Here is an 18,580-nt window from a genome sequence, read left to right on the forward strand (position 1 = left end):
GATCATGCTCGCGACGCTGATCCAGACGCTCGACAGCACGATCGCCAACGTGGCGCTGCCGCATATGCAAGGCACGCTGTCCGCGTCGCAGGACGAGATCACGTGGGTGCTGACCTCCTATATCGTCGCCGCCGCGATCGCCACGCCGCTCACCGGCTGGCTGGCGGATCGCCTCAGCGTGAAGCGGCTGCTGCTGATCGCGATCGGCGGCTTCACCGTGTCTTCCGCGTTGTGCGGACTCTCCGAGACGCTGTCGCAGATCGTCGTGTCGCGTCTGTTGCAAGGGATCTTCGGCGCGTCGCTGGTGCCGCTGTCGCAGTCGATCCTGCTCGACATCAACCCGCGCGAAAAGCAGGGCCAGGCGATGGCCGTGTGGGGCATGGGCGTGATGGTCGGGCCGATCCTCGGCCCGACGCTCGGCGGCTGGCTCACCGATAGCTACAACTGGCGCTGGGTGTTCTTCATCAACGTGCCGATCGGCGCGATCGCGCTGTTCGGCGTCGCGAGCTTCCTGCCGACGCGCGAGCCGAAACACGACGTGAAGTTCGACGCGTTCGGCTTCATCACGCTCGGCCTCGCGATCGGCGCATTGCAGGCGATGCTCGATCGCGGCGAGCAGCTCGACTGGTTTTCGTCGACCGAGATCGTGATCGAGGCGCTCGTCGCGGCAATCAGCTTCGCGTTCTTTCTCGTGCACACGGCGACGATCGGCGAGCGCTCGTTTTTCAAGTACAAGTTGCTGAAAGACCCGAACTTCGCGACCGGCACGTTGTTCATCTTCGTGATCGGCGCGGTGATGTACGCGACGCGTGCGCTGCTGCCGCCGATGCTGCAAAACCTGATGGGCTATCCGGTCGCGACCACGGGCCTCGTCACCGCACCGAGCGGCGCCGGCACGATGGTCGCGATGCTGATCGCCGGCCGGCTGCTCAAGCGCGTCGACGCGAGGCTGCTGCTGCTCTGCGGCTTCCTGATATCGGCGTTCGCGCTGTGGCAGATGATGCAGTACACGATCGTGCTATCGGCATCGGACATCGTGTGGCCCGGCGTGATCCAGGGCTTCGGACTCGGCCTCGTGTTCGTGCCGCTGTCCACGCTGACGTTCTCGACGCTGTCGCCGGAGCTGCGCGCGGACGGCACCGCGACTTATAGCCTGATGCGCAACATCGGCAGCAGCATCGGCATTTCGATCGTGCAGACGCTGATGACGCGCAACACGCAGATCTCGCACGCGGACCTCGCTGCGAACGTCACCGCGTTCAATCCGGCGCTCCAGTCGATGCTCAACAGCGGCTCGAACTATGACATCGCGGCGCTGAACGCGTCGATCACGCAGCAGGCGGCGATGGTCGCGTATCTGAACGACTTCAAGCTGATGTTCGTGGCGACGCTGCTGGTCATCCCGCTGTTGCTGCTGATCCGGCCGTCGCACAAGGCACCGGATGCGTCGATCGCGCATGCGGCGATGGATTGAGACCGAATGCGCCGACGTCCGTCTTAGCCTTCGATTCGCCCGCGCGTCACGCCGAGCAATGACGCCATCGCCGCGTACGCCGCGGCGGCATCGCGGGCGCGGATCGCGTCGAACACCGCCGTGTGCTCGGCGAGCGACGCGTTGAACACATCGGCGCGTTTTGCATTGAGCCGCAATTGTGCCTCGAGCGTGCGCTCGATCAGCGCGCCAAGCGGGATCAGCAGTTCGTTGCTGCACGCGGTGAGCACGCGCAGGTGGAACTGCAGATCCGCGCGCACCCATTCGTCGACGTTGCGCGCCGCCACCATCGCGGTATGCGCGGCCGCAAGCGCACCCAACGTGTCGTCGGTGTGCGCGGCGGCCGCGAGGCCGGCGGCATAAGGCTCGATCATCTCGCGCATTTCCTGCAGCTTGAGCGCGAACGCCATCGGCTCGGCGACGCGTGAATACCAGTCGAGCAGATCGGCATCGAGCAGATTCCACGCGGACTTGACCCGCACGCGCGTACCCACGCGCGGCCGCGATTCGATCAGCCCTTTCGACGTCAACGTGCGCAGCGCCTCGCGCAGCACCGTGCGGCTCACGCCGAACATCTCCATTAACTCGGCTTCACGAGGCAGGATCGACTCCGGCGCATAGTCGCCGCGCAGAATCGCGGTCGCCAGCAGTTGGGCGACTCGCCCGTGCAGATCGTGCGTAATGGTTTTCTCCTCGCGGTTGATGATCCCGTCGCGCAACGCGGCGGTAAGTCGGCAGATCTCACCACTATGTGGCAAATAGTACTATTAATAGTATTTTAATGCAGTTTTGTTGTAGCATGGAATTCCCCGAAATTTTGCATGCCCGCAGACCTGCTTTGCATGGGTTCGGAGTAAGCGCCAACTTCGATCGACACCGGAGACACACACCATGAAAATCACCAAGCTCGAAACCTTTATCGTCCCGCCGCGCTGGTGCTTCCTCAAGATCGAGACCGACGAGGGCATCGTCGGTTGGGGCGAGCCGGTGGTGGAAGGCCGCGCGCATACGGTCGCCGCGGCCGTCGAGGAACTGTCCGATTATCTGATCGGCAAGGACCCGCTGTTGATCGAGGATCACTGGCAGGTGATGTACCGCGCGGGCTTCTATCGCGGCGGCCCGATCACGATGAGCGCGATCGCCGGCGTCGATCAGGCGCTGTGGGACATCAAGGGCAAGCATCACGGCGTACCGGTGCACGCGCTGCTCGGCGGCCAGGTGCGCGACAAAATCAAGGTGTACTCGTGGATCGGCGGCGACCGTCCGAGCGATGTCGCGAACAACGCACGCGCGGTGGTCGAGCGCGGCTTCAAGGCCGTCAAGATGAACGGCTCGGAAGAGCTGCAGATCATCGACACCTTCGACAAGGTGCAAGGCGTGATCAACAACGTCGCGGCGGTGCGCGAGGCGGTCGGGCCGAACATCGGAATCGGCGTGGACTTCCACGGCCGCGTGCATAAGCCGATGGCGAAGGTGCTCGCCAAGGAACTCGACCCGTACAAGCTGCTGTTCATCGAAGAGCCGGTGCTGTCGGAAAACGCCGAGGCGCTGCGCGACATCGTCAATCAGACCAACACGCCGATCGCGCTCGGCGAGCGTCTCTATTCGCGCTGGGACTTCAAGCACATCCTGTCGGGCGGCTACGTCGACATCATCCAGCCGGACGCGTCGCACGCTGGCGGCATCACCGAGTGCCGCAAGATCGCCGCGATGGCGGAAGCCTACGACGTCGCGCTCGCGCTGCATTGCCCGCTCGGCCCGATCGCGCTCGCAACCTGTCTGCAGATCGACGCGGTCAGCTACAACGCGTTCATCCAGGAACAGAGCCTCGGCATCCACTACAACCAGGGCAATGACCTGCTCGATTACATCAAGAATCCGCAAGTCTTCAAGTACGAAGACGGCTTCGTGTCGATTCCGCAGGGCCCTGGACTCGGCATCGAGGTCAACGAAGAGAAAGTGCGCGAGATGGCGAAGGTCGGTCACCGCTGGCGCAATCCGGTGTGGCGTCACGCGGACGGCAGCGTCGCCGAATGGTGATCTGAACACCTGGGCGAAGCAGGCGGAACGCCGCCGGCGGGCCACGGGACGCGCGGGCCGTCGCAGTAACGTAACTTCCCGGACCAGCCGGCTCGAACCGGCGTTCGAGCGCTGCCGCCCCGACCTGCATCACTCCCCGCCGAGCCTTATCCCGCCTGGCTTTCGCGACGTTTGTTCGGTATCGGACATACGTATGGCCTGCTCCTTGCTGAAATGCATGCCAACAACGCATGCAGCGAGGAGCACCATGGGCGAATTCGTTCCTGACTATCTGATCCGCGAACAGGCGGCGGTCGGCGCGCTGGTTGCGTTCGGCGTGCTGCGCATCATCGGCGCGATGCTCGCGTACGAGCGCGGATGGAACATCTCGGTAGTCGGGAAATGCTTTATCGCCGCGGCAGTGCTGTACTGCCTGCCGCAGGTCTTCGATCTGCTCACGCAGATGGTCGGCTCGCACGCGGCCGGCGCCGAACTCGAAGGCAAGGCCGCGGGCTGCGCGATCGCGTTGTTCTGCGCGCCGATTCTCGGTCATCGCCTCGGCTTCGAGTAAGCGGGCTTCGCAGTGCGGCGCTGTTTTATGCGGCGCGCATCCGCGGGTGCTGTCGTAGAACTGACGCACGATGGACGCGCGCGGCCGTCGCGCATCCATCGCCGATTGGTCAATCGCCTATGCCGCGCCGCGCGTTCAACCGAGCGCAGCGAACGCCGGCACGGTGTGTGACAACGCGGCCGCGACGACGAACACGCCGATCATCACGAGCGCTTCCAGATACATCACGTTGACGAAGGTGTGCGCATCCATCGTCGATGCGGTGCGACGCAGGCGTGGCAGCGCCGATGTCCGGTTCAGCGCGCCGAGCACCAGCGCGAGCGCGACCAGCACGAGCTTCAACGTCAGCACATGACCCCACGTGCTCGCCTGAATCGCTTCGAACGAACTGCCCGAGTCGCGCACCGCATTGAAGACGCCCGACAGCAACACCAACGCGACCGCGACGATCGTCACGTTCGACACCTGGGTCGCCGTGCGGATCAGCATGCCCCGCGCGGTGGATGCCCCGAGCGCCGGCAGCACCGCCAGGCCGGAGGCCATCGCGAGTCCGCCCCATACGCTCGTTGCGAGCACGTGCAGCGTCTGCATGCCGATCGCGGCCGAGACCACGCCGGCATCGGCCGCGTGACCGAGCGACGCCTTACCCGCCGCGATCGCGAGCACCGCGAGCCACAGCAGCGTATTGCGCAGCATGCCCGTGCCATGGCTCAGCGCGGTGCCGAGCAGCACCAGCGCGCCGCCGAACGCGACGCTCCAGCCATAGCCGACATGCGTTTGCGTCAGCACCGTCGGCACCACGCCGAACGCCGCGGACAACCCGACACCGCTCATCGACGCCGCCTGATACAGGAGCCAGCCGAGATCCGCGAGCACCAGCACGATGGTGGCCGCGAGCATCGAGCGTTGCGCGCGCATCCAGCCCGGACGCGCCGGTGAAGTGCGCTGGAGCCCGTCCCTCGCGAGCCATGCGCCGAGGAGCGCCGAGCCGACGGCGAAGCCGAACGAGACGTTCATGAGCGTGGCCATTGCGACCTGCCCGATCCACAGTCCGTCGAAGTTCATTTGACGTTGAACGCGAAGTCGCCATGGGTACGATGGCCGTCGGTGGCCACCGCGATCCAGTGCACCGCATAGCGGCCGCTCGTCAACTGAGGCAGCGCGAGGTGCATCACGCGGGCGTCCGCGCTATCGACCGTCGACGCGCCCGGCGTCGCGGGCTTGCCGCTTGCATCGGCGAGTGTGATCTTGCTGAATGCGGGCTCGAGCGGCTCGGTGAAATGGATCGTCAGGTCGGTAGGCGCGACGGCGTCGGCGTTCGCGGCCGGCACGCTCGAGATCAGATGCGCATGCGCGAACGCGGTGGACGACATGGCCAGCGCCACCGCGCCGGACATCAACGCTCGCAGCGTCGACGAGGAGAAATCGAATAGCTTCATGTAAGGCCGATAGCGGATGAGAACGAACGGAACATAGGCGGGCCGGCGAGGCGCATCGTCTGCACGACGGCCGGCGAGCCCGGAAGTGTACGCTTCGATGGCGCGCGCGGGGATCGGTTCAACCTGGCTTGATCGAATGCGTCACGCGGCATCACGCTTGCAGCGACGGCGCCGTGATTATTTTTGAGGCAAAGACGTCGACCACGATCCGTGACGCAACCAAAGTCCGAAACCGGCATAACGCGACATACTGTCGCATGGCGGTCACACCTGGAACCGTCTCTAATGCGGCAAATAGTCACGATTACCCTTCGATGATAGAATGCTGCGTCGCCGCAGCGACGGCTGTCCTTCACACCGAGCCGCCCGAAGTTCGGTCAGGTCCCCGATTCCGATGGAGTTACGCGTGTCTTCAAGACGCCTCTTCCGCCCGTTGCTTGCCCTTCTGTTGATCGGCACCGCGGGTGTCTATAGCGCAGCGAAAGCGCAGACTCAACCGAAGGCCCCCGACACGATGGAAGCGCGCGTGCAAGGCTGCACGGCCTGCCATGGCTCGCATGGGCAAGGTACCGACAACGACTACTTCCCGCGCCTCGCCGGCAAGCCGGCGGAATATCTGTTCAATCAGTTGCAGAACTTCCGTGAAGGGCGCCGCAGGTACCCGCCGATGAACTACCTCGTCACGTATCTCTCCGACGACTACCTGCATCAGATCGCCACCTTCTTCTCGCAGCAGCGCCCGCCGTATCCGACGCCGGCCAAGCCGACCGTCTCGGCCGCCACGCTCGCGCGCGGTGAGCAGATCGTGCTGCACGGTGATGCATCGAAGCAGGTGCCCGCTTGCGCGGCCTGCCACGGCAAGGCACTGACCGGTATGGAACCGGCAATTCCGGGTCTCGTCGGTCTGCACGCCGACTACATCAGCGCGCAGCTCGGTTCATGGCGCTCGGGCACGCGTCACGCGATCGCGCCGGACTGCATGCACACCATCGCCACGCGCCTCAGCGACGAAGACGTGAACGCCGTCGCGGCCTGGCTTTCCACGCAGCAGGCTCCGCAAAACCCCGTGCCGGCTCCGGCCCGCTCCTTGAAGACTCCGCTTGCCTGCGGCAGCGAACCGCAATAAGGCGCCGGGAGAGACATTCAAATGAAACACAAGTCTTTGTTCGCCCTCTCGGCAGTCGTCGTGGTCGCGGCCGCCGCACTCGTTCCCGTCCTGTGGTCGGGCGGCGACAATCTGCATAGCAGCGGCGCAGCCGTGGCGGCAACGCCCGCGGACCAGGCCGACCTGATCAAGAAGGGCGAGTACCTCGCCCGCGCCGGCGACTGTATCGCCTGCCACACGGTGCGCGGCGGGCTGCCGTTCGCGGGCGGCCTGCCGATGGCCACGCCGTTCGGCACGATGTTCACGCCGAACATCACGCCGGACGACCAGTACGGCATCGGCAAGTGGACCCAGGACGACTTCTATCGCGCGATGCACACCGGCCGCTCGAAAGATGGCAGCCTGCTCTATCCGGGCTTCCCGTTCACGAGCTACACGAAGGTCACGCGCGCGGACTCCGACGCGATCTACGCATATCTGCGCTCGGTCGCGCCGGTCAACGTGCCGAGCCGTCCGCACGAACTGAAATTCCCGTTCAACCAGCGCAACATGCTGATTGGCTGGCGCACGCTGTTCTTCCGTGAAGGCGAGTTCAAGCCGGATCCGACCAAGTCGGTCGAATGGAACCGCGGTGCGTATCTGGTCGAAGGCCTTGGTCACTGCGGCATGTGCCACACGTCGATCAATGCGATGGGCGCCCCGGTCAACTCGGCCGCGTTCGCGGGCGGCCTGATTCCGCTGCAGAACTGGTATGCGCCGTCGCTGACGTCGAACCGCGAAGCCGGGCTCGGCGACTGGGACCTCAAGGACATCGCCGACCTGCTCAAGACCGGCGTGTCGAGCCGCGGTGCGGTGTTCGGTCCGATGGCCGAAGTGGTTCACAACAGCCTGCAGTATCTGTCGACCGAAGACATCAACGCGATGGCGACGTACCTGAAGACGATTCCGCAGAAGAGCGAAGCACCGGAACCGCTGCAGCTCGAAACCTCGGAAAAATTCGGCGGCGAACTGCTGAAGCAAGGTCAGAAGATCTACGCTGACAACTGCGCGAAGTGCCACGAGGATAACGGTCTCGGCCGGCCGCCGGCATTCCCGCCGCTCGCGAACAACCAGTCGATCCAGATGCCGTCGGCGGTCAACCCGATCCGCATGGTGCTGAACGGTGGTTATCCGCCGAGCACGGAAGGGAACCCGCATCCGTATGGCATGCCGCCGTTCGCGCAAGCTCTGTCGAATCAGGAAGTCGCAGCGGTCGTGACGTACATCCGCATGTCCTGGGGCAACCACGGCACGCCCGTGTCGCCGCAGCAAGTGGCCGACCTGCGTTCGGCGCCGCTCGACTAAGCAGCGTTCGACGCACCCCGGGCGCGGCCTGCGAAATTCGCGGCCGCGCCCTTCGTTTTTTCAGGACCGGTATCATGTAGGGCTATTTGTGTTGGAGGTTGCCCTCGTGGGACCGTGCAGGAGGAAAGAGTTGTGCCCTTCGGTGAGCGTTTGAACAGCATCACCCATCTCGTCGGCGCCGTGCTGTCGGTGGTGGGGCTGGCGGCGCTCGTCACGATGGGCGCGCTCGCCGGCGACGCGTACAAGGTCGTCAGCTTCGCCGTATATGGTGCGATGCTGTTCGTGCTGTATGCGATCTCGACGCTGTATCACAGCGTCAGCCATCCGCGTCTGAAGGCGATTCTGCAGAAATGCGATCATTCGGCGATCTACCTGCTGATCGCCGGCAGCTACACGCCGTTCACGCTCGTCACGTTGCGTGGACCGTGGGGCTGGTCGTTATTCGGCGTGAGCTGGGGGCTCGCTGCCCTCGGCATCGTGCAGGAACTCACGCTCGGGCGACGCACCCGCAGCGTGTCGATGGTGCTGTATGTGTTGATGGGATGGCTCGCGCTCGTAGCCGTCCACCCGCTGGTGCAGGCGTTGCCGGCCGCGGGGACCGCGTGGCTCGTGGCCGGCGGCGTCATCTATAGCGTCGGCATCTATTTCTTCATCAACGACGAGCGCATCCGCCACGGACATGGTATCTGGCACCTGTTCGTACTGGCGGGCAGTCTGTGTCAATTCGTCAGTGTCGCGCGCTATGTCGCGTGACATTCCACGGCGACGAATTGCAACTTAAGGCCAGTCGACGTGTCTGCATAGCGCGTTGAAACATTCGGCACATCTGTGAGCGTGCCGCCGATTTCTCCGTGAACGGAACCGGGCCTCGGCCTCGAACACCCATGCGGGCGTGTCGATGCCGCGCTGGTTTTTCCGCGTTGGGGTCCTTTGGGCCCAGCGGGGCCGTTCGCGACACTGCATTGCAAAGAGCTTTTATGTCTTTTGATTCCCTCGGCTTGTCCGAACCGCTGGTCCGCGCTGTCAATGAACTCGGCTACACCAGCCCGACTCCGATCCAGACTCAGGCGATCCCGGCCGTGCTCAACGGCGGCGATCTGCTCGCCGGCGCGCAAACCGGCACCGGCAAGACCGCCGGCTTCACGCTGCCGATCCTGCAGCGCCTGAATTCGATGCCGCCGGCCGCCGGCGGCAAGCGCGTGGTGCGCGCGCTGATCCTCACGCCGACTCGCGAACTCGCCGCACAGGTCGAAGAAAGCGTGCGCGCCTACGGCAAGTATCTGAAGCTGAAGTCGACCGTGATGTTCGGCGGCGTCGGCATCAATCCGCAGATCGATGCGCTCAGGCGCGGCATCGATATCGTCGTCGCGACGCCGGGCCGTCTGCTCGATCACATGCAGCAGAAGACCATCGACCTGTCGCATCTCGAGATCCTCGTGCTCGACGAAGCCGACCGCATGCTCGACATGGGCTTCATCCACGACATCAAGCGCGTGCTCGCGAAGCTGCCGCCGAAGCGCCAGAACCTGCTGTTCTCGGCGACCTTCTCCGACGAGATCAAGACACTCGCCGATGGCCTGCTCGACTCGCCGGCGCTGATCGAAGTCGCGCGCCGCAACACGACGGCCGAAACGATCGCGCAGAAGATTCACCCGGTCGATCGCGACCGCAAGCGCGAGTTGCTCACGCATCTGATCCGTCAGCACAGCTGGTTCCAGGTGCTCGTGTTCACGCGCACCAAGCACGGCGCGAATCGCCTCGCCGAGCAGCTGGCGAAGGACGGCATCAGCGCGCTCGCGATTCACGGCAACAAGAGCCAGTCGGCACGCACGCGCGCGCTCGCCGAGTTCAAGGACGGTACGCTGCAGGTGCTGGTGGCGACCGACATCGCCGCACGCGGCATCGATATCGATCAGTTGCCGCACGTGGTCAACTTCGATCTGCCGAACGTGCCGGAAGACTACGTGCACCGCATCGGCCGCACGGGTCGCGCGGGTGCGACCGGCGAGGCGGTGTCGCTCGTGTGCGTCGATGAACTGCAGTTGCTGAAGGACATCGAGAAGCTGATCAAGCGTCCGGTCCCGCAGGAAGTGATCGCCGGTTTCGAGCCGGACCCGACCGCGAAGCCGGAGCCGATCCTGCGACGCGGGCAGGGCGGCGGCGGGCGCTCGCCGCGTCAGGGACAAGGCGCGGTGCGTCGTGACGGCGGTGCTGGTGGTGGCGCACCGGCCAAGCCGGCTCAAGGCTCCGGTCAGCGTTCGGGACAAGGCACGGGTCAGCGTTCGGGCAAGCCTGCGTCGAACGCTCAGCCCACGCCGCGGCCACAAGGTGCGAAGCCGGCCGGCAATGGCAATCAGCCGCGTCGCGATACGCAGCGTCACGACGATCGGCCGCGTACCGCCGCGCATGATGGCGCTCCCGCGCACCATGCGCCGCGCAAGCCGCAGGGCAATCGTTCGCACAACGGCAATCCGGGCGCGTTGCTCGGCGGCGGCGCGAAGCGCAACGATGCGCCGCGTGGTGCGCAACCGTCGCGCAACGGCGCCCGTGGCCGTTAAGCGTCGCGCGGCCTGAAGGCTGCCCGCGCATCAGCCGTTAGCGCTTCCCTGCTCGAAGACTAATGGCTGCTCGCGGCGGCAGCCTGCTTCAAATGCTCGACCTGCCGTTCCCATCGCTCGAGCACCACACTCCCCTCTCCTTGCAATTCGAACGTGATGCCGCCCGTGAGGCGCGCATAACGGACGCTTTGCGCTTCCGCTGTGTCGATCGAGCCGAGCAGATAGACGAGGCCGCTGTCGTCGCCAGCAACACTGGGCAGCGGCGCGACACGCAACTGCACCTGATAGAACGCCGCATCGCAGACGAAGCTCAGCGCCGCGCGCCCGCTTTGCGCGATCGCGCGCGTCGCGCGCGCCTGCGGCCATAGCGCGATGCACAGCGTGCGCGAGTCGGGCGCATAGAGTTCGCCGACGCTCAGCAGAGATGTGCGCACGTGGCCGTTCGCATCGACGCTCAGTAGCGACGCGGTGAAGCCCAGCTTGTCCGCAAGCGACGAACCGTCGAACAACGCGCGCACGTTGGCCGGCCATTCGTCGAACACGATCTGTTCGAGCGGACGCGCGGACGTAGATGCGGAGGAGGAAGCGCTCATGCCATCGATCCAGTCGAAGTAGTCGGTAGAGCTCCATCATGCCTCGGAAAGACCAAAGCCCGCATGAGCGGGCTCCGGTTCGCTTCGTCAGGTCGTTGCAGCTGCATTCAGCCGATGCCTCGCGCAATGATCGATAGCTCAGCGAAAGAATACGTGCTGCGTGATCTTCGCGAGCGGATAATGCACGCCCGGCTGAATGCGCGCCGGCAGATCGAGTGGCTTGAGCAGCATCTTCACGCACATGTCGGCGGACAGATTACGGCGCACCAGCTTGTTGATGCGCGCCGCGCGCTCGCGGTTATACGCGGAGTCGTGCACGCGCTCCGGATAGCGAATCGCGAACACGTGCCGCAACGCGATCTCCGAATCTTCGTTCTTGATTTCCATCACGCGACGCATCAACGCGCCCAGCACCGCGAGCCGACCGTTGCCCTCGATCCGGTTGTACTTCTTGAAGTACCTGAAAAAGTGCTTGTAGTGACGGACCTCGTCGGTGCGGATGTTGTCGGTGATCTGCTTGAGGACCGCTTCGTCCGAGCACTCGTTGATCGCGCGGTACAGCGTCGCGGTACCCGTTTCGACTACGCAACGCGCGACCATCTCCAGCGCGCGGGTCTTTTCGAAATCCTCGACCGAGCACGTGAGCGAATACTCGCCCATGAAATTGCGGAACGCGGTGTCCCAGTCGAACTCGGGCCATACATACGCGATATAGGTCTTCAGCGCCCGGCCGTGCTGCATTTCCTCGGGCTCCCACTCGTGGTTGAGCCAGGCCGAGACCTCGGGGTCGTCGTTGAAAAACGTACTCAGATTGCTGGTGTAGAGATCGGTGCCGCTTTCGATGAACGAAGCCGCGCACAACAACAGCAGCAGGTCCTCGTTGGCCGCGGCCTTCTGACGGTCAATGCGCGTCAGATCGATGTCTTCGATCCGCCAGGGCATGACATGGTTCAGCTCTGTGTGCATCGTGTCTTGCTCCCATGCTGTACCGACCCGTGGAGTTCTTCGCAACTGCCACCGCGCTCGCCGTGATGTTTCTGCGTGTCGGATACAACGCCGTGAATTAGAGTTGGGCCCGTGTACTCTGCATCTTAGCCGGAGATATCCGACCATGCAGATCACACAGCACAGACCATGCCGCATCGACGCAGTTCCGATTTCAAGATAGTCGAAATCTTCCAACGTGTTAAAACATGTGCGCAAGACAAAAAAAGCCAGCCCAAAAGGCTGGCTTTTCGGACAGACATCAGACCCGGCGGGGTTGGGGCACGGGCGGGCGCCCTACGCGGGCCCCCTTGGGAGGCCCCCCTTGGGAGGCCCCCCTTGGGCGGGCCCCCTCTTCCTCAGGCAGGTTGGACGTCGCCCGGGATGGGACGCACGCGACGCATGCGCAGCGCGACGATGATCAGCGATACGCCCGAAAGCACCGCCGCAAGCAGGACGTAATAACTTGGCGCGAGTTTGTCGCCGGTCAAATGAATGAAGGTTTCGACGATGGTCGGCGCGAAGCCGCCGAAGATCGTCACGCCGATGCTGTAACCGATTGAAAGGCCAGTCGAGCGCACCTGGGTCGGGAAGATCTCCGACATCAGCGCGGGCATCGGCCCCGAGTACGAGGCCTTGAAAATACCGGCGACGCCTTGCAGCACGAGCAGCCAGCCAATCGTCGGATGTGTCTGCAGCCATGCGAACATCGGATAGATCAGCAGGCCCATCAGGATCGACGTGCTCAGCATGATGCGAATTCGGCCGATGCGATCGGACAGCGCGCCCATGATCGGCGAGAAGATGAACTGCATGCCGCCGTTCAGCACGACCACGCCGAACGACGCGGCCGCCGCCATATGCAGCTGCTTGACCGCGTAAAGCGGCATGTAGAGCTGCAGCACGTACACGCCGACCGTCGACTGCGCAACCATGCCGATCGCGAGCAGCAGGTTGACCCACTGATTCGAGAACGACGCGTCCTTCGTTCCGCTGACGACCTTGTGCTCGCCAGCCGCCTCGCGAGCCGCGCGTTCTTCACGCAATGCGAGGAATTCGGGCGTCTCGTCGAGATGCGAGCGGATGTAGTAGCCGACCGGCCCGACCAGCAGACCGAACACGAACGGCACACGCCAGCCCCAGCTGTTCAGATGCTCGGCCGGCAGCCACGCGGTCAGCAGCGAACCGAAGGCCGCCGCGGTGATCGCCGCGAGACCCTGGCTCGCGAACTGCCAGCTCGCGTAGTAGCCGCGCCGGGTCGCGCTGTGCTCGACCATGAACGCGGTCGCGCTGCCGAACTCGCCGCCGACCGCGAAGCCCTGCACGAGCCGCGCCAGCAGCACCAGCAGCGGCGCCGCGAGACCGATCGCCGAAAACGGCGGCATCACGGCCATCGTGAAAGTACCGACCATCATCAGCGCGATCGCGAGCGTGAGCGCCGCCTTGCGGCCCTTGCGGTCGCCGTACACGCCGAGCACGACCGCGCCGAGCGGGCGCATCAGGAACGAGAGGCCGAAAGTGGCGATCGCGAGCAGCGTCGACAGCCACTCGTCCTGCATCGGGAAGAACTGTTTCGCGATGATCGTCGCGAAGTAGCCGTAGACCAGGAAGTCGAACCACTCGAGCGCGTTACCGATCGACGACGAGAAAACGATCCGCCGCACCATCGCTTTCGAAAGCGGCGCGGCGTGGGGGAAAGCGGTCGTCGAGTGCGACGCGGGGGTATTCATGATGGTCTTCTGCCTGTCTGCTGCGTGATAGCCGTGGTAGGTGCGGCACCGCCTGGGTCTGCGAGGCGGCTGGCGGGCGCGCAATAGCGCGGCATATGCCATGCCGCGCGTTGGTTACGTGTTACCCGGGTGTCGGACCTGAGTCCCGGTGCGGACCTCGGCCCCGGGCGTCGCCTCGTTGTGGCCTAGAAGCCGGCGGCGAGACCGTCGCGGCGGCTGTCGCTGGCCGCCACGTAGCCGCGCTCCGGCTCGTTGCGATCGAGTTGCCAGATGAACTGGCCGGAGCCGAAGTCCATGTACGGATCGTCGACCGACTTGATCGTGTGGCCGAGCTTCTGCAGGCCCTCGGTGGTCTTCGGATCGAGCGTCGACTCGATATCGACCGTGAAGTCGCGGTTGACCTTCCAGCGCGGCGCGTCGCACGCGGCCTGCGGCTGCTGAGCGTAGTCGAGCATGCGCACCACCGTTTGCAGATGGCCTTGCGGCTGCATGTCGCCGCCCATCACGCCGAAGCTCATCACCGCTTCCTGCTGACCGTTCACCTGCTGCGTGAGGAACGCCGGGATGATCGTGTGGAACGGCCGCTTGCCGCCCTCGACGACGTTCGGCGACTTCGGATCCATCGAGAAGCCGCAGCCGCGGTTCTGCAGCGCGATGCCGCTGTCCGGCACCACCACACCCGAGCCGAAGCCCATGTAGTTCGACTGGATGAAGCTGACCATCATGCCGCTCTCGTCCGCGGCCGACATGTAGATGGTGCCGCCCGCCTTCGGCATGCCGAAGTCGAAGTGCGTCGCCCGCTTCGGATCGATCAGCTTCGCGCGCGAGCTCAGGTACGCGTCGTCGAGCATCTGCTCGGGCGTGACTTCCATCGACCGCGGATCGGCCACATAGCGATACAGGTCGGCAAACGCGAGCTTCATCGCTTCGATCTGCAGATGCTGCGACTCGACGCTGTCGACCTTCAGCGACTTCACGTCGAACTTCTCGAGGATGCCGAGCGCAACCAGCGCCGCGATGCCCTGGCCGTTCGGCGGAATCTCATGCACGGTGTAGCCGCGATAGTCCTTGCCGATCGGCTCGACCCAGTCCGCGCGGTAGTTGCGGAGATCGTCGGCGCTCAGCGCGGCGCCGCCTTCGCGTGCGAACGCGGCGATCCGCTCGGCGATCTCGCCTTCGTAGTACGCGCGCGGGCCCTGCTCGGCGATCAGGCGCAGCGTCTTCGCGTGACCGGGCAAGCGCACCAGCTCGCTGACCTCAGGCGCGCGGCCGCGCGGCATGAAGGTCTGCGCGAAGCCCGGCTGATCCTTCAGTTCCGGCACCGCGGCAGCCCATTTGTACGCGACGATGCTCGCCACCGCGTGACCGCGCTCGGCGATCTCGATGGCCGGCTCCATCAGGTCGGCGAACGGCAGCTTGCCGAACTTCTGGTGCAGCGCTTCCCAACCGGCGATCACGCCCGGCACCGTGACGGCGTCCCAGCCACGCTTCGGCTGTTTCGCGAAGCCGTTTTCCTCGCCGTATTTGCGCTTGAAGTAATCGACGTTCCACGCAGCCGGCGACACGCCCGACGCGTTCAGACCATGCAGCTTCTTGCCGTCCCACACGAGCGCGAACGCGTCGCCGCCCAGGCCGCACGACACCGGCTCGACCACTGTCATCGCTGCGGCGGCCGCGATGGCCGCGTCGACGGCATTGCCGCCCTTCCACAACATGCGCAGCCCGGCCTGCGCCGCGAGCGGATGCGAGGTCGAAACGATATTGCGTGCGAATACGGGCAGACGTTGCGTCGGATAAGGGTTTTGCCAGTTGCTGAAGCCAGTCATGTCGAACACTCTCGAAAGCGCGGGCCGGCACGAAAAAATCGCCGGACATCATGGGAAAGGTTGTAAGGCAAGTAAATCGCGGAACCCAGGATTGCATCGCGAAGCGCACCAAAAAACAAATTCATTTATCAAATGAATAAATGCGTCTTGCACCTGAATGAAGGTTCGAGCAGGTTCGGAGCGTTCGCGGCCAGTTGGCGGACAAGGGGCGCGATGGTTTTACAATAGCCGCAATCGCGTTCGTCGACGGCGGGCTTTCTGCCGGCCGCTCGATGAACGCGACGGACCACGCCGACACGACAGCCACCACCCGAGACACATGACACGAGACCCCCGCCTGACTCTCAACGCCCGGCAACAGGAATTGCTGGAATGGGTGCAACGCGACGGCTTCGTGACCGTGGACGACCTCGCGGGCCACTTCGACGTCACCCCGCAGACGATCCGCCGCGACGTCAACTGGCTCGCCGATATGAATCTGCTGCGCCGCTATCACGGCGGCGCCAGTCTGCCGACCAGTTCCGAGAACGTCTCCTACACCGCGCGCCAGCGCATGTTTCATGAAGAGAAAAGACGCATCGCGGCGCTAGTCGCCACTCACATTCCCGATCAGGCATCGCTTTTCATCAACCTCGGCACGACCACCGAGGAAGTGGCACGCGCGCTGAACCGCCACCGTGGACTGCGCGTGATCACGAACAATCTGAACGTCGCGAGCATGATGAGCGGCTACCCGGATTGCGAAGTGCTGGTGACGGGGGGCATCGTGCGGCCGTGGGATAAGGGCATCGTCGGTGAACTGGCGATCGACTTCATCCGGCAGTTCAAAGTCGATTTCGCGATCATCGGCACGTCGAGCATCGAAACGGACGGTACGCTGCGCGATTTCGACACGCGCGAAGTGCGTGTCGCCGAGGCGATCATCGAGCACGCACGCACCGTGTTCCTCGCCGCGGATCACTCCAAGTTTGGCCGCCCGGCGCTAGTTCGCCAGGGACATCTGGAGCAGATCGACGCATTGTTCACCGACGCTGCGCCGGCCGCCGACATGGCCGAAGCGCTGAACGCCGCGAATTGTCAAATCTATATCGCCGGATAATTCCAGGTGATCTCCGCCATGCTGCGGTGCACGCAAAACCTCGCGTGAAATCAAGAATCTGGCTGCGGGGCCGGACCGCCTATCGCGCGACCAATTGTCAAATGGAAAATTTACGGGGACCAGGTTGGCGTTTCATCGGTGCTCGCCTACACTCCAGTTCCCCAACGTGCGTTGCGAGTTTCGCACGGCGTCGGTTTGTGAATCTGTCGTGTAAGCCGTACCTCCCGCCCTGATCCTTAGCGGACCCCGCCCCGGCCTGTCGGTCGACTGCAAGGCTGTCCGCAATTTGCTGACATGGAGAGAACGATGCTGAGTCCGCATGAATTCGCCACGTTGTTACTCGTCAAGGACGCCCCCAACCAGGTCGAAATGGACCGAGAAGAACTCGATGCGTTGCTCGAACGCCAACTGGTGCAACTCGAACGCCTCGCATCGGGCAACGAAGAATGGCGCGTGACCGAAACCGGCGACACCGCATTGCGGGCCATCAAACGTTTTTCCTGAGATTCCCTGTCGTTCGATCCGAGAGCCGTTGGCGGCGTATCCGCGCCGCCCTGGCGGATGCGCCGCGCGCTTCGCTCGCGACTGCCGGGCTCGTATCGTTCAACTCCCTGACAGCGGGCCGCCTTCGCGGCCTTTTGTTGTGCGCATCTCATTTACACAGTAAATTCACGCGACGGACTTCCCCGCCCTCGCGCATGCCCAAGACGCTCTCCGCCGACGACATCCAGCAGTTTCGCGAAGCCATGCGACGCGTCGCCGAAAACGCATTTGCGACCCGCGGCGCGCAAGGCGTGACGATGCGCGAGCTGGCGAAGGAGCTCGGCTGCAGCGCGATGACACCGTATCGCTATTTCCGCGACAAGGAAGAAATTCTGGCGATGGTTCGCGCCGCCGCGTTCAACCGCTTCGCCGCGCGCCTCGAAGCGGCCGCGCGCGGCATCCCCGCGAACGCCCCCGCCATCGATCACAGCGCCGTCGGCCGGGCCTACGTCGACTTCGCGCTCGATGAACCGCACGCCTACCGTTTGATGTTCGATCAGACGCCGCAACAGCAAGGCGCTTACCCTGAACTGGCCGCGGCGTCGCAGCGCGCGTGGCGTCTGCTGGAAGCGCACTTCGAGCGGCTCGTCGAGGCGGGTATTCTCGAAGGCGATCCGCGCCTGATCGGCTATGCGTACTGGACGAGCCTGCACGGCTTCACGATGCTTGCGCTCGCGAAACAGCTACCGCCGTCGGCCGCGCAACAGGCCGATTCCGCCGGCGACGGAGCGCCGAAGCCATCACGTGAAGCCGTGTTCGCGCAGCTTTTGCGCATGCTGTGGCGCGGAGCGTTGGCGCCGCACAAGTGAACCGGCTCGCCGGTCAACCCGTTGCTGCTTACCCGTTACGCAAGGTCGGATCGGCACTCGCACGCCAGCTGATCGCCCTTGCGCGCTGCTCGTTGAAGAACTCGACCCACTGGTTGCGCACCTTCGGACCGCTGCTCGTCGCCTCGCTCGCATGGCGCTGCGCGATCGATGCCTGGAACGCGCAGAAGTCGTCGTTCGACAGCCGGCCGCGCCGGTTCGCCACATAGGCATCGAAGAACGTCTCATAGACGTTCTGCGCGTCGCTGCCGTAGTCGACGGTTTGCGGCGAGCACATCTTCTGTAACGCCTCGAACGACGTTGCGCCCCTCGTCCCTTCCAGACTCGGCGTACTCACGCATCCCGCCAGCAGCGCCGCCGCGCCGATCATCAAAAGTCCACGCATACATCACCTCGAAATGGCTGCTACCGAGAGTATCGTCCGCGGTCGCGCGTTGTGCCACTCCCGTG

Annotated in this window: 18 protein-coding genes; 10 read left to right on the forward strand and 8 right to left on the reverse strand. The window is 64.4% G+C overall.

What is annotated here, in order from left to right:
* Nucleotides 1-4: 4 nt before the first annotated feature.
* A complete protein-coding gene (locus OKW37_RS20305; protein WP_260321050.1) occupies nucleotides 5-1,474 on the forward strand; it encodes a DHA2 family efflux MFS transporter permease subunit in 1,470 nt (489 codons plus the stop codon).
* 23 nt (nucleotides 1,475-1,497) lie between these two features.
* On the opposite strand, the gene OKW37_RS20310 is transcribed toward OKW37_RS20305, so the two are convergent.
* Nucleotides 1,498-2,211, reverse strand: coding sequence for a FadR/GntR family transcriptional regulator (locus OKW37_RS20310; RefSeq protein ID WP_429404473.1), 714 nt, complete (start codon nucleotides 2,209-2,211; stop codon nucleotides 1,498-1,500).
* Nucleotides 2,212-2,383: 172 nt separating this feature from the next.
* Between OKW37_RS20310 and dgoD the strand changes: the two genes are divergently transcribed.
* Nucleotides 2,384-3,532: a galactonate dehydratase gene (gene dgoD / locus OKW37_RS20315; protein ID WP_090801766.1), complete on the forward strand. Its 1,149-nt coding sequence runs from the start codon at nucleotides 2,384-2,386 to the stop codon at nucleotides 3,530-3,532.
* A gap of 247 nt (nucleotides 3,533-3,779) precedes the next feature.
* Nucleotides 3,780-4,082 (forward strand): hypothetical protein, encoded by a 303-nt coding sequence (locus OKW37_RS20320; protein ID WP_090801767.1) that lies wholly within the window; start codon nucleotides 3,780-3,782, stop codon nucleotides 4,080-4,082.
* A 135-nt stretch (nucleotides 4,083-4,217) separates the two neighbouring features.
* On the opposite strand, the gene OKW37_RS20325 is transcribed toward OKW37_RS20320, so the two are convergent.
* Complete coding sequence (locus OKW37_RS20325; RefSeq protein WP_429404471.1) at nucleotides 4,218-5,147, reverse strand: CopD family protein; 930 nt, start codon at nucleotides 5,145-5,147, stop codon at nucleotides 4,218-4,220.
* Nucleotides 5,144-5,521 (reverse strand): copper homeostasis periplasmic binding protein CopC, encoded by a 378-nt coding sequence (gene copC, locus OKW37_RS20330; RefSeq protein WP_090801770.1) that lies wholly within the window; start codon nucleotides 5,519-5,521, stop codon nucleotides 5,144-5,146. The genes OKW37_RS20325 and copC overlap by 4 nt, the downstream gene beginning before the upstream one ends.
* A 394-nt stretch (nucleotides 5,522-5,915) precedes the next feature.
* Here copC and OKW37_RS20335 point away from each other — a divergent pair, with 394 nt between their 5' ends.
* The 4 genes from OKW37_RS20335 (at nucleotide 5,916) to OKW37_RS20350 (ending at nucleotide 10,528) form a co-directional block, all read left to right on the forward strand.
* Nucleotides 5,916-6,647: a c-type cytochrome gene (locus tag OKW37_RS20335; RefSeq protein WP_429356121.1), complete on the forward strand. Its 732-nt coding sequence runs from the start codon at nucleotides 5,916-5,918 to the stop codon at nucleotides 6,645-6,647.
* Between the two features lie 21 nt (nucleotides 6,648-6,668).
* The gene (locus OKW37_RS20340; protein ID WP_429404468.1) at nucleotides 6,669-7,970 is read left to right on the forward strand and encodes a c-type cytochrome; all 1,302 of its coding nucleotides are present in this window, start codon (nucleotides 6,669-6,671) and stop codon (nucleotides 7,968-7,970) included.
* Nucleotides 7,971-8,102: 132 nt separating this feature from the next.
* The gene (trhA, locus tag OKW37_RS20345) at nucleotides 8,103-8,723 is read left to right on the forward strand and encodes a PAQR family membrane homeostasis protein TrhA (RefSeq protein WP_035471054.1); all 621 of its coding nucleotides are present in this window, start codon (nucleotides 8,103-8,105) and stop codon (nucleotides 8,721-8,723) included.
* A 224-nt stretch (nucleotides 8,724-8,947) separates the two neighbouring features.
* Complete coding sequence (locus OKW37_RS20350; RefSeq protein ID WP_429404466.1) at nucleotides 8,948-10,528, forward strand: DEAD/DEAH box helicase; 1,581 nt, start codon at nucleotides 8,948-8,950, stop codon at nucleotides 10,526-10,528.
* Between the two features lie 59 nt (nucleotides 10,529-10,587).
* Here OKW37_RS20350 and OKW37_RS20355 read toward each other — a convergent pair whose 3' ends face one another.
* The 4 genes from OKW37_RS20355 to ggt all read right to left on the reverse strand — a co-directional run bounded on the left by OKW37_RS20355 (nucleotide 10,588) and on the right by ggt (nucleotide 15,661).
* Nucleotides 10,588-11,121, reverse strand: coding sequence for a hypothetical protein (locus OKW37_RS20355; RefSeq protein WP_429404464.1), 534 nt, complete (start codon nucleotides 11,119-11,121; stop codon nucleotides 10,588-10,590).
* A 138-nt stretch (nucleotides 11,122-11,259) separates the two neighbouring features.
* Entirely contained in the window at nucleotides 11,260-12,087 is an 828-nt protein-coding gene (locus OKW37_RS20360) for a ferritin-like domain-containing protein (RefSeq protein WP_026226031.1), read from the reverse strand.
* A gap of 377 nt (nucleotides 12,088-12,464) precedes the next feature.
* On the reverse strand, nucleotides 12,465-13,835 hold the full coding sequence (locus tag OKW37_RS20365; RefSeq protein ID WP_429404462.1) for an MFS transporter: 1,371 nt from the start codon (nucleotides 13,833-13,835) through the stop codon (nucleotides 12,465-12,467).
* A 185-nt stretch (nucleotides 13,836-14,020) separates the two neighbouring features.
* A complete protein-coding gene (ggt, locus tag OKW37_RS20370) occupies nucleotides 14,021-15,661 on the reverse strand; it encodes a gamma-glutamyltransferase (protein WP_429404461.1) in 1,641 nt (546 codons plus the stop codon).
* Nucleotides 15,662-15,980: 319 nt separating this feature from the next.
* Between ggt and OKW37_RS20375 the strand changes: the two genes are divergently transcribed.
* From OKW37_RS20375 to OKW37_RS20385, 3 genes are all read left to right on the forward strand, one after another.
* Nucleotides 15,981-16,760 carry a DeoR/GlpR family DNA-binding transcription regulator gene (locus OKW37_RS20375; RefSeq protein ID WP_429404459.1) on the forward strand — a complete coding sequence of 260 codons (780 nt, stop codon included), beginning with the start codon at nucleotides 15,981-15,983 and terminating at the stop codon, nucleotides 16,758-16,760.
* 306 nt (nucleotides 16,761-17,066) lie between these two features.
* Nucleotides 17,067-17,264 carry a hypothetical protein gene (locus OKW37_RS20380; RefSeq protein WP_167368606.1) on the forward strand — a complete coding sequence of 66 codons (198 nt, stop codon included), beginning with the start codon at nucleotides 17,067-17,069 and terminating at the stop codon, nucleotides 17,262-17,264.
* 194 nt (nucleotides 17,265-17,458) lie between these two features.
* Complete coding sequence (locus OKW37_RS20385) at nucleotides 17,459-18,112, forward strand: TetR/AcrR family transcriptional regulator (RefSeq protein WP_429404457.1); 654 nt, start codon at nucleotides 17,459-17,461, stop codon at nucleotides 18,110-18,112.
* Between the two features lie 28 nt (nucleotides 18,113-18,140).
* Here OKW37_RS20385 and OKW37_RS20390 read toward each other — a convergent pair whose 3' ends face one another.
* Nucleotides 18,141-18,515: a hypothetical protein gene (locus tag OKW37_RS20390; RefSeq protein WP_429404455.1), complete on the reverse strand. Its 375-nt coding sequence runs from the start codon at nucleotides 18,513-18,515 to the stop codon at nucleotides 18,141-18,143.
* Nucleotides 18,516-18,580: the final 65 nt, after the last annotated feature.

Origin of the sequence: Paraburkholderia sp. MM5482-R2, from assembly GCF_050436125.1 — a bacterium.
GTDB classification, from domain to species: Bacteria; Pseudomonadota; Gammaproteobacteria; order Burkholderiales; family Burkholderiaceae; genus Paraburkholderia; species Paraburkholderia tuberum.

Coding starts and splice junctions, on each gene's coding strand:
- OKW37_RS20305 (WP_260321050.1), top strand. CDS start 5: ATGCTCGCGACGCTGATCCAGACGCTCGACAGCACGATCGCCAACGTG.
- dgoD (WP_090801766.1), top strand. CDS start 2,384: ATGAAAATCACCAAGCTCGAAACCTTTATCGTCCCGCCGCGCTGGTGC.
- OKW37_RS20320 (WP_090801767.1), top strand. CDS start 3,780: ATGGGCGAATTCGTTCCTGACTATCTGATCCGCGAACAGGCGGCGGTC.
- OKW37_RS20325 (WP_429404471.1), bottom strand. CDS start 5,147: ATGAACTTCGACGGACTGTGGATCGGGCAGGTCGCAATGGCCACGCTC.
- copC (WP_090801770.1), bottom strand. CDS start 5,521: ATGAAGCTATTCGATTTCTCCTCGTCGACGCTGCGAGCGTTGATGTCC.
- OKW37_RS20335 (WP_429356121.1), top strand. CDS start 5,916: ATGGAGTTACGCGTGTCTTCAAGACGCCTCTTCCGCCCGTTGCTTGCC.
- OKW37_RS20340 (WP_429404468.1), top strand. CDS start 6,669: ATGAAACACAAGTCTTTGTTCGCCCTCTCGGCAGTCGTCGTGGTCGCG.
- OKW37_RS20350 (WP_429404466.1), top strand. CDS start 8,948: ATGTCTTTTGATTCCCTCGGCTTGTCCGAACCGCTGGTCCGCGCTGTC.
- OKW37_RS20355 (WP_429404464.1), bottom strand. CDS start 11,121: ATGAGCGCTTCCTCCTCCGCATCTACGTCCGCGCGTCCGCTCGAACAG.
- OKW37_RS20360 (WP_026226031.1), bottom strand. CDS start 12,087: ATGCACACAGAGCTGAACCATGTCATGCCCTGGCGGATCGAAGACATC.
- OKW37_RS20365 (WP_429404462.1), bottom strand. CDS start 13,835: ATGAATACCCCCGCGTCGCACTCGACGACCGCTTTCCCCCACGCCGCG.
- ggt (WP_429404461.1), bottom strand. CDS start 15,661: ATGACTGGCTTCAGCAACTGGCAAAACCCTTATCCGACGCAACGTCTG.
- OKW37_RS20375 (WP_429404459.1), top strand. CDS start 15,981: ATGACACGAGACCCCCGCCTGACTCTCAACGCCCGGCAACAGGAATTG.
- OKW37_RS20380 (WP_167368606.1), top strand. CDS start 17,067: ATGCTGAGTCCGCATGAATTCGCCACGTTGTTACTCGTCAAGGACGCC.
- OKW37_RS20385 (WP_429404457.1), top strand. CDS start 17,459: ATGCCCAAGACGCTCTCCGCCGACGACATCCAGCAGTTTCGCGAAGCC.
- OKW37_RS20390 (WP_429404455.1), bottom strand. CDS start 18,515: ATGCGTGGACTTTTGATGATCGGCGCGGCGGCGCTGCTGGCGGGATGC.